This window comes from Pseudomonas sp. 05N434 (assembly GCF_056396965.1).
Map to the genome: position 1 here is coordinate 1 of NZ_JBFTMK010000295.1, position 6,876 is coordinate 6,876.

5 protein-coding genes and 2 pseudogenes are annotated in these 6,876 nt (G+C 59.1%); 6 read left to right on the forward strand and 1 reads right to left on the reverse strand.

Annotated elements, in window-relative coordinates:
* Window positions 1-198 precede the first annotated feature (198 nt).
* The 6 genes and pseudogenes from lepA to pdxJ all read left to right on the forward strand — a co-directional run.
* Window positions 199-1,998 carry a translation elongation factor 4 gene (lepA, locus tag AC1DLB_RS18345; RefSeq protein WP_018927092.1) on the forward strand — a complete coding sequence of 600 codons (1,800 nt, stop codon included), beginning with the start codon at window positions 199-201 and terminating at the stop codon, window positions 1,996-1,998.
* Between the two features lie 5 nt (window positions 1,999-2,003).
* Window positions 2,004-2,858 (forward strand): signal peptidase I, encoded by an 855-nt coding sequence (gene lepB, locus AC1DLB_RS18350; RefSeq protein ID WP_018927091.1) that lies wholly within the window; start codon window positions 2,004-2,006, stop codon window positions 2,856-2,858.
* Window positions 2,859-3,042: 184 nt separating this feature from the next.
* Complete coding sequence (gene rnc / locus AC1DLB_RS18355; RefSeq protein ID WP_477785401.1) at window positions 3,043-3,732, forward strand: ribonuclease III; 690 nt, start codon at window positions 3,043-3,045, stop codon at window positions 3,730-3,732.
* Entirely contained in the window at window positions 3,725-4,627 is a 903-nt protein-coding gene (gene era, locus AC1DLB_RS18360; RefSeq protein ID WP_477785402.1) for a GTPase Era, read from the forward strand. The genes rnc and era overlap by 8 nt, the downstream gene beginning before the upstream one ends.
* A gap of 230 nt (window positions 4,628-4,857) precedes the next feature.
* Window positions 4,858-5,547: a DNA repair protein RecO gene (gene recO / locus AC1DLB_RS18365; protein WP_018927087.1), complete on the forward strand. Its 690-nt coding sequence runs from the start codon at window positions 4,858-4,860 to the stop codon at window positions 5,545-5,547.
* A 50-nt stretch (window positions 5,548-5,597) separates the two neighbouring features.
* A pseudogene (gene pdxJ, locus AC1DLB_RS18370) lies at window positions 5,598-6,272 on the forward strand (pyridoxine 5'-phosphate synthase); the annotation flags it as partial.
* Between the two features lie 2 nt (window positions 6,273-6,274).
* Here the strand turns inward: pdxJ and AC1DLB_RS18375 are convergent.
* Window positions 6,275-6,876, reverse strand: a pseudogene (locus AC1DLB_RS18375) (transglycosylase SLT domain-containing protein); the annotation flags it as partial.

A 6,876-nucleotide genomic window follows, 5' to 3' on the forward strand; every position in this document is an offset into this window, starting at 1 on the left:
CATCCAGACCCACCGCGGCGTCCCCATCGCCAGCAAGCCGGCTCCTACAAAAGTCGCCAAAAACGCCCCTGTCGCAAGACCGGGGCGTTTTTGTAGGCGCCGTCTGACCTGCAAACGTGACGCTTGCGCCGTGGATCAGGTACAATTCCCGGCTATTTTTCGGCGGGCTATGCCTGCAGCCTTTTTGAGTGTTGATCCGTGAGTGATTTGAGTCATATCCGCAATTTCTCCATCATCGCCCACATTGACCATGGCAAGTCGACGCTGGCCGATCGCTTCATCCAGATGTGCGGCGGCCTTGCCGAGCGCGAAATGGAAGCCCAGGTGCTGGATTCCATGGACCTGGAACGTGAACGCGGGATCACCATCAAGGCCCACAGCGTCACCCTGTATTACAAAGCCCGCGATGGCATTAACTACCAGCTGAACTTCATTGATACCCCGGGCCACGTCGACTTCACCTATGAAGTCAGCCGGTCGCTGGCGGCTTGTGAAGGTGCGTTGCTGGTGGTCGATGCCGGTCAGGGCGTCGAGGCGCAGTCGGTTGCCAACTGCTACACGGCGATCGAACAGGGCCTGGAAGTCATGCCGGTGCTGAACAAGATCGACCTGCCACAGGCCGATCCGGAGCGCGTCAAGGAAGAAATCGAAAAAATCATCGGCATCGATGCCACCGACGCGGTCGAGTGCAGTGCCAAGACCGGCCTGGGCGTCGATGAAGTGCTCGAGCGTCTGGTTCACACCATTCCCGCGCCGACCGGCAACATCGAAGATCCGTTGCAAGCGTTGATCATCGACTCCTGGTTCGACAACTACCTTGGCGTTGTTTCCCTGGTTCGTGTGCGCCACGGTCGGGTGAAGAAGGGCGACAAGATTCTGGTCAAGTCCACCGGCAAGATCCACCTGGTGGACAGCGTCGGTGTATTCAACCCGAAGCACACCCCTACCGTCGACCTGAAGGCCGGTGAAGTAGGCTTCATCATCGCCAGCATCAAGGACATTCACGGTGCGCCAGTGGGCGATACCCTGACCTTGAGCTCGACGCCGGACGTCGATGTGCTGCCAGGCTTCAAACGCATTCAGCCGCAGGTGTACGCCGGCCTGTTCCCGGTCAGCTCCGACGACTTCGAAGACTTCCGCGAGGCGCTGCAAAAGCTCACCCTCAACGATTCGTCCTTGCAGTACACACCGGAAAGCTCAGACGCACTGGGTTTCGGCTTCCGTTGCGGCTTCCTCGGCATGCTGCACATGGAAATCATCCAGGAGCGCCTGGAGCGCGAATACAACCTGGACCTGATTACCACGGCGCCGACGGTAATCTTCGAGCTGCTGCTCAAGACCGGCGAGACGATCTACGTCGATAACCCGTCCAAGCTGCCAGACCTGTCTGCCATCGAAGACATGCGCGAGCCAATCGTGCGCGCCAATATTCTTGTGCCGCAAGAGCACTTGGGTAACGTCATTACCCTGTGTATCGAAAAACGTGGCGTACAGGTCGATATGCTGTTCCTCGGCTCCCAGGTACAAGTGACCTACGACCTGCCGATGAACGAAGTGGTGCTGGACTTCTTTGATCGTTTGAAATCCACCAGTCGCGGCTATGCTTCTCTGGACTACCATTTCGATCGTTACCAATCGGCCAGCCTGGTGAAACTGGACGTGCTGATCAACGGCGACAAGGTCGACGCTCTGGCGCTGATCGTGCACCGTGACAACTCGCACTACAAAGGTCGCCAGTTGACCGAGAAGATGAAAGACCTGATTCCGCGGCAGATGTTCGACGTGGCAATCCAGGCCGCCATTGGCGGTCAGATTGTGGCGCGTACAACCGTCAAGGCACTCAGAAAGAACGTATTGGCCAAATGCTACGGTGGTGACGTCAGCCGTAAGAAAAAGCTGCTGGAAAAGCAAAAGGCCGGTAAAAAACGCATGAAGCAGGTCGGTAACGTGGAAATTCCACAAGAAGCCTTCCTTGCCGTGCTCAGGTTGGATAGTTAGGTCCTATGTCACTAAATTTCCCGCTGTTGCTGGTCATCGCCGTGTTCGTCTGCGGCCTGTTGGCGTTGCTCGATCTGCTGTTCCTGGCGCCACGGCGCCGGGCTGCCATCAACTCCTATCAGGGGAGCGTCAGCCAGGCTGACATGGTAGTGATCGAGAAACTGAACAAAGAGCCGCTGCTGGTCGAATACGGCAAGTCGTTCTTCCCGGTGTTGTTCATCGTGCTGGTGCTGCGTTCGTTCCTGGTGGAACCGTTCCAGATTCCTTCCGGCTCGATGAAGCCAACCCTGGATGTCGGTGACTTCATTCTGGTGAACAAGTTTTCTTACGGGATCCGCTTGCCGGTGATCGACAAGAAAGTCATCGAAGTCGGTGATCCGCAGCGCGGCGATGTGATGGTGTTCCGCTACCCGAGCGACCCGAACGTCAACTACATCAAGCGTGTAGTGGGCCTGCCGGGCGATCAGATTCGCTACACCGCCGACAAGCGTCTGTTCGTCAATGGTGAGTCGATTGCCGAACAACTGGTCGGCTCCGAGCCGGGCACGTTGGGTAGCGCTGAGCTCTACAAGGAAAAACTTGGCGCCGCCGAGCACCTGATCCGCAAGGAAATGAGCCGCTACCGCGCAACGCCGGACCATTCGTGGACCGTGCCGGCCGGGCACTACTTCATGATGGGCGACAACCGCGACAACTCGAACGACAGTCGCTACTGGGATGATCCGAGCATTCCCAAGGATCTGCTGGGCATGGTTCCCGACAAGAATATCGTCGGCAAGGCCTTCGCAGTCTGGATGAGCTGGCCGGAACCCAAACTCGGTCACCTGCCGAATTTCTCGCGGGTTGGTCTGATCAAGTAATCACACACGGCGCTGTTGAACACAGCGCCGAATGCATTTCTGGAGTCGGCACAATCGGCGACAGGAGCATGAAAACAACGATATTCAGGACGTTATTTTTGAACACAGCGTTAATTGTCCCAAGCCTGCGCCGCATCAAGGCCCTGGCGGTGGAATCCAACCACGAACTCAGCGTGGGTAAACCGTGAGCGTCTCCTTAAGCCGTCTCGAGCGTCAGCTCGGTTACACCTTCAAGGATCAGGAACTGATGGTCCTGGCCCTGACTCACCGCAGTTTTGCCGGGCGCAACAACGAACGCCTGGAATTCCTCGGCGATGCCATCCTCAATTTCGTCGCCGGCGAGGCGCTGTTCGATCGCTTCCCGCTGGCCCGTGAAGGCCAGTTGTCGCGTTTGCGCGCACGCCTGGTGAAAGGTGAGACCCTGGCCGTACTGRCTCGTGGTTTCGACCTGGGTGAATACCTGCGCCTGGGCTCCGGCGAATTGAAAAGCGGCGGTTTCCGTCGCGAGTCGATTCTGGCCGATGCCCTCGAAGCGCTGATCGGTGCGATCTACCTGGWCGCCGGCATGGAGGTGGCGCGCGAACGCGTGCTGGCCTGGCTGGCCGGAGAGTTCGAAGGCCTGACGCTGGTCGACACCAACAAAGATCCGAAAACCCGCCTGCAGGAATTCCTGCAGTCCCGTGGTTGTGAGCTGCCGCGTTACGAAGTGGTGGATATCCAGGGTGAGCCGCATTGCCGGACGTTCTTCGTCGAATGTGAAATCATCTTACTGAATGAAAAAAGCCGAGGTCAGGGTGTGAGTCGTCGTATTGCCGAACAGGTAGCGGCCGCCGCAGCACTGATTGCCCTGGGTGTGGAGAATGGCAATGACTGATTCAACCGCAACTCGCTGTGGCTATGTTGCCATCGTCGGCCGTCCCAACGTGGGCAAGTCCACGCTGCTGAACCACATTCTGGGTCAGAAACTGGCGATCACCTCACGCAAGCCGCAGACCACCCGCCACAACATGCTGGGCATCAAGACCGAAGGCGACGTTCAGGCGATCTACGTCGACACCCCGGGTATGCACAAGGGCGGCGAAAAGGCCCTGAACCGTTACATGAACAAGACCGCTTCGGCGGCGTTGAAAGACGTCGACGTGGTGATCTTCGTGGTTGACCGTACCAAGTGGACCGACGAAGACCAGATGGTCCTCGAGCGCGTTCAGTACGTGACCGGTCCGCTGATCGTGGCGCTGAACAAGACCGACCGCATCGAAGACAAATCCGAGCTGATGCCGCACCTGACCTGGTTGCAGGAACAGCTGCCGAAYGCGCAGATCATGCCGATYTCRGCSCAGCAYGGGCACAAYCTYGACRCGCTGGAGCGRGTGATCGCCGAKCACCTGCCGGAAAACGATCACTTCTTCCCGGAAGAYCAGATCACCGACCGCAGCAGCCGCTTCCTTGCGGCGGAACTGGTACGCGAAAAAATCATGCGTCAGATGGGCGCCGAGCTGCCGTACCAGATCACCGTGGAAATCGAAGAGTTCAAGCAGCAGGGCAAAACCCTGCACATTCACGCTTTGATCCTCGTTGAACGTGACGGTCAGAAGAAAATCATCATTGGCGACAAGGGCGAGCGCATCAAGCGCATCGGCACCGAAGCGCGCAAGGACATGGAGCTGCTGTTCGACTCCAAGATCATGCTCAATCTGTGGGTCAAGGTGAAAGGTGGCTGGTCTGACGACGAGCGCGCCTTGCGTTCGCTGGGTTACGGCGACCTGTAAATCGTCCAGCAGCACATCGATTCAATTGTAGGAGCGAGCTTTTGTGGCGAGGGAGCTTGCTCCCGTTCGGCCGATCCGCGCCCGGGCGAAGCAGTTGTAAATCCTGGCATCGCGGTTTTACCTGAAACACTGAGGTGCATGGTTTTGGGGCCGCTTCGCAGTCCAGCGGGACGGTGCGGCGTTCCGACAAGCTCCCTCGCCACAGTGGATCTCCAGAGATTCGGAAACTGATGTCATCCAGCCCGCCCATCGGCCAACCCGCCTACGTGCTCCATTCCCGCGCCTACCGCGAAAGCAGYGCGYTGGTGGATTTCCTCACGCCGCAAGGTCGGCTGCGGGCGGTGTTGCGCAGTGCGCGGGGCAAGGCCGGGACGTTGGCGCGGCCGTTCGTGCCGCTGGAAGTCGAGTTCCGTGGCCGGGGCGAACTGAAGAATGTCGGCCGCATGGAAAGCGCCGGCGTTTCCACCTGGCTCAATGGCGAAGCGCTGTTCAGTGGTCTCTACCTCAACGAATTGCTGATCCGCTTGCTGCCCGCCGAAGATCCTCATCCCGCGGTTTTCGATCACTACGCCGCGACCTTGCTTGCCCTGGCCGAAGGTCGACCACTGGAACCATTGCTGCGCTCCTTCGAATGGCGACTGCTCGATGATCTCGGTTATGGCTTCGCGCTGAATACCGACATCCATGGCGACCCCATTGCGCCGGACGGTCTCTACCGCTTGCAGGTGGATGCGGGTCTTGAGCGGGTTTACTTGTTGCAACCAGGCCTGTTCAACGGTACCGAACTGCTGGCCATGGCCGATGCCGACTGGTCCGCGCCCGGTGCGCTGTCCGCCGCCAAGCGCTTGATGCGTCAGGCGTTGGCCGTTCACTTGGGTGGGCGTCCATTGGTTAGTCGTGAGTTGTTTCGAAAGCCGTAGTCTCCCCGTATGCTGTGCACCGAACTTCCCCCTTCTTCAGGAGCGCTTCCGTGACCACCAGCAATCGCATTCTTCTTGGCGTGAACATCGACCACGTTGCCACCCTGCGTCAGGCCCGGGGTACTCGTTACCCGGATCCGGTCAAGGCAGCGCTGGACGCGGAAGAGGCGGGCGCTGACGGCATCACCGTGCACCTGCGTGAAGACCGCCGGCACATTCAGGAGCGCGATGTCCTGCTGCTCAAGGACGTGCTGCAAACCCGCATGAATTTCGAAATGGGCGTCACCGAAGAAATGATGGCGTTCGCCGAGCGTATCCGCCCGGYGCACGTTTGCCTGGTGCCGGAAACCCGTCAGGAACTGACCACTGAAGGCGGTCTGGACGTAGCGGGGCAGGAAGCGCGGATCAAGGCGGCGGTGGATCGCCTGGCGAAGATTGGCTGCGAAGTGTCGCTGTTCATCGACGCTGACGAGCGGCAGATTGAGGCGTCCCGCCGTGTCGGCGCGCCGGCCATTGAATTGCACACCGGGCRTTACGCGGACGCCGAGACGCCAACCGAAGTTGCTGAAGAGCTCAAGCGTGTGGCCGATGGCGTGGCATTCGGTCTGGCCCAAGGCCTGATCGTCAACGCCGGCCACGGTTTGCACTATCACAACGTCGAGGCTGTTGCGGCAATCAAGGGCATCAACGAACTGAACATCGGCCATGCGCTGGTGGCCCATGCGTAAAGGCGGGGCAGTATTTTCTTCACGTCCAGCCATTTGTCCGGATTCAACCCTTCCTTGGCCGCCAGTTTGCGCGCGTCATCCAGGTGACCGCTGCCCACGTTGTAGGCGGCCAGCGCGAACCACGTACGATCCGGCTCCTGGATCGACTCGTCCAGTTGATCCTTCATGTAGACCAGGTATTTCGCGCCGCCCATGATGCTCTGCTTGGGGTCTAGGCGATTGGAAACGCCCATGGCTTGCGCCGTGTTCTGGGTCAGCATCATCAATCCGCGCACGCCGGTCTTGGACGTGACCGCCGCTTGCCACAGCGATTCCTGATAACCGATCGCCGCCAGCAGGCGCCAGTCGACTTTTTCTTTCTTGGCGGACGCCTTGAAGTGCTGTTCGTATTTGGGCAGTCGTTGCTGCAAGTGCTGGGCGAAGGTGGTGGCGCCCATATAGCCGAGTACGTCGACATGCCCGTAGTAGCGGTCTTTGAGGCGTTGCAGGGTGCCGTTTTGCTTTACTTTGTCGAGGTAGGTGTTGATTTCGTTAAGCAGGCTGTTGTCATCGCCGGCGGCCACGGCCCAGCTCTGGTTGCTGGCATCACCGAGGTCGAAGG

Bases quoted from the DNA above. Each gene is read 5' to 3' on its own strand.
- lepB (WP_018927091.1), top strand. From the start codon at position 2,004: ATGTCACTAAATTTCCCGCTGTTGCTGGTCATCGCCGTGTTCGTCTGC.